Source organism: Vibrio sp. MED222, from assembly GCF_000153005.1.
Lineage (GTDB): Bacteria > Pseudomonadota > Gammaproteobacteria > Enterobacterales > Vibrionaceae > Vibrio > Vibrio tasmaniensis_A.
Genome location: NZ_AAND01000086.1, coordinates 1 through 1,925 on the forward strand (window position 1 = coordinate 1; position 1,925 = coordinate 1,925).

Annotated in this window: 2 tRNA genes and 2 rRNA genes; all 4 read right to left on the bottom strand. The window is 47.1% G+C overall.

Annotation, left to right across the window (positions count from 1 at the left end):
- Positions 1–743 (bottom strand): 23S ribosomal RNA (locus tag MED222_RS00100); the annotation flags it as partial.
- 336 nt (positions 744–1,079) lie between these two features.
- Positions 1,080–1,155: transfer RNA gene (locus tag MED222_RS00095), tRNA-Ala, on the bottom strand.
- Positions 1,156–1,176: 21 nt separating this feature from the next.
- Positions 1,177–1,253 (bottom strand) — tRNA-Ile (locus MED222_RS00090).
- Between the two features lie 67 nt (positions 1,254–1,320).
- Positions 1,321–1,925, bottom strand: a 16S ribosomal RNA gene (locus MED222_RS00085); the annotation flags it as partial.

Consider the following 1,925-nt stretch of genomic DNA (forward strand, 5'->3'; position numbering starts at 1 on the left):
TAATTTTTCAACATTAGTCGGTTCGGTCCTCCAGTTGATGTTACTCAACTTCAACCTGCCCATGGCTAGATCACCTGGTTTCGGGTCTAATCCTAGCAACTGTACGCCCAGTTAAGACTCGGTTTCCCTACGGCTCCCCTAAACGGTTAACCTTGCTACTAAAATTAAGTCGCTGACCCATTATACAAAAGGTACGCAGTCACACCACGAAGGTGCTCCTACTGCTTGTACGTACACGGTTTCAGGTTCTATTTCACTCCCCTCACAGGGGTTCTTTTCGCCTTTCCCTCACGGTACTGGTTCACTATCGGTCAGTCAGTAGTATTTAGCCTTGGAGGATGGTCCCCCCATATTCAGACAGGATATCACGTGTCCCGCCCTACTCGTTTTCACTGATTATGAGATGTCGATTACGGGGCTATCACCCTTTATTGCGGCACTTTCCAGAACCTTCATCTGTCTCATTAAAAGCTTAAGGGCTAATCCAATTTCGCTCGCCGCTACTTTCGGAATCTCGGTTGATTTCTCTTCCTCGGGGTACTTAGATGTTTCAGTTCCCCCGGTTTGCCTCCTGTTGCTATGTATTCACAACAGGATACGTGCTTATGCACGTGGGTTTCCCCATTCAGGAATCCCAGACTCAAAAGGTTATTACTACCTAATCTGGGCTTATCGCAAGTTATTACGCCTTTCATCGCCTCTGACTGCCAAGGCATCCACCGTGTACGCTTAGTCACTTAACCATACAACCCGAAAGGGTTTCTATTTGCTTTCACTTTAAAAAGTGAAGACAAATAAGTGTATGGCAACTAACCAAGGTTTTTGGTTGTCATCAAGAAGGGTTAATTCTTGATAACTGTTTGCCGGACTCAATTGTGAATCAAACTAAGTTTGATTCGAATACAAGACACTTGAATGTGTTTGTTGTGTTTATCTAATGATAAGATAAACATTGAGAACTTTTAAATTTGATTGAATTACTCGTAAGTAATCAATCAGTCAGCTTTCCAAATTGTTAAAGAGCTTGATTCAAACTAATGAACCATTTTTAAATATTTTCAGATAAAAACACTTAAAGATGGTGGAGCTATGCGGGATCGAACCGCAGACCTCCTGCGTGCAAGGCAGGCGCTCTCCCAGCTGAGCTATAGCCCCATCTTTGTTTCTAGTCGATATTGGTGGGTCTGAGTGGACTCGAACCACCGACCTCCCGCTTATCAGGCGAGCGCTCTAACCAGCTGAGCTACAGACCCAATATCGTCTCTTTTACTTTCTAAACCTAATCAATCTGTGTGGACACTCATCGTAAGTATCTTCGTATAAGGAGGTGATCCAGCCCCAGGTTCCCCTAGGGCTACCTTGTTACGACTTCACCCCAGTCATGAACCACAAAGTGGTGAGCGTCCTCCCCGAAAGGTTAAACTACCCACTTCTTTTGCAGCCCACTCCCATGGTGTGACGGGCGGTGTGTACAAGGCCCGGGAACGTATTCACCGTGACATTCTGATTCACGATTACTAGCGATTCCGACTTCATGGAGTCGAGTTGCAGACTCCAATCCGGACTACGACGCACTTTTTGGGATTCGCTCACTATCGCTAGCTTGCTGCCCTCTGTATGCGCCATTGTAGCACGTGTGTAGCCCTACTCGTAAGGGCCATGATGACTTGACGTCGTCCCCACCTTCCTCCGGTTTATCACCGGCAGTCTCCCTGGAGTTCCCGACATTACTCGCTGGCAAACAAGGATAAGGGTTGCGCTCGTTGCGGGACTTAACCCAACATTTCACAACACGAGCTGACGACAGCCATGCAGCACCTGTCTCAGAGCTCCCGAAGGCACACCTGCGTCTCCGCTGGCTTCTCTGGATGTCAAGAGTAGGTAAGGTTCTTCGCGTTGCATCGAATTAAACCACATGCTCCACC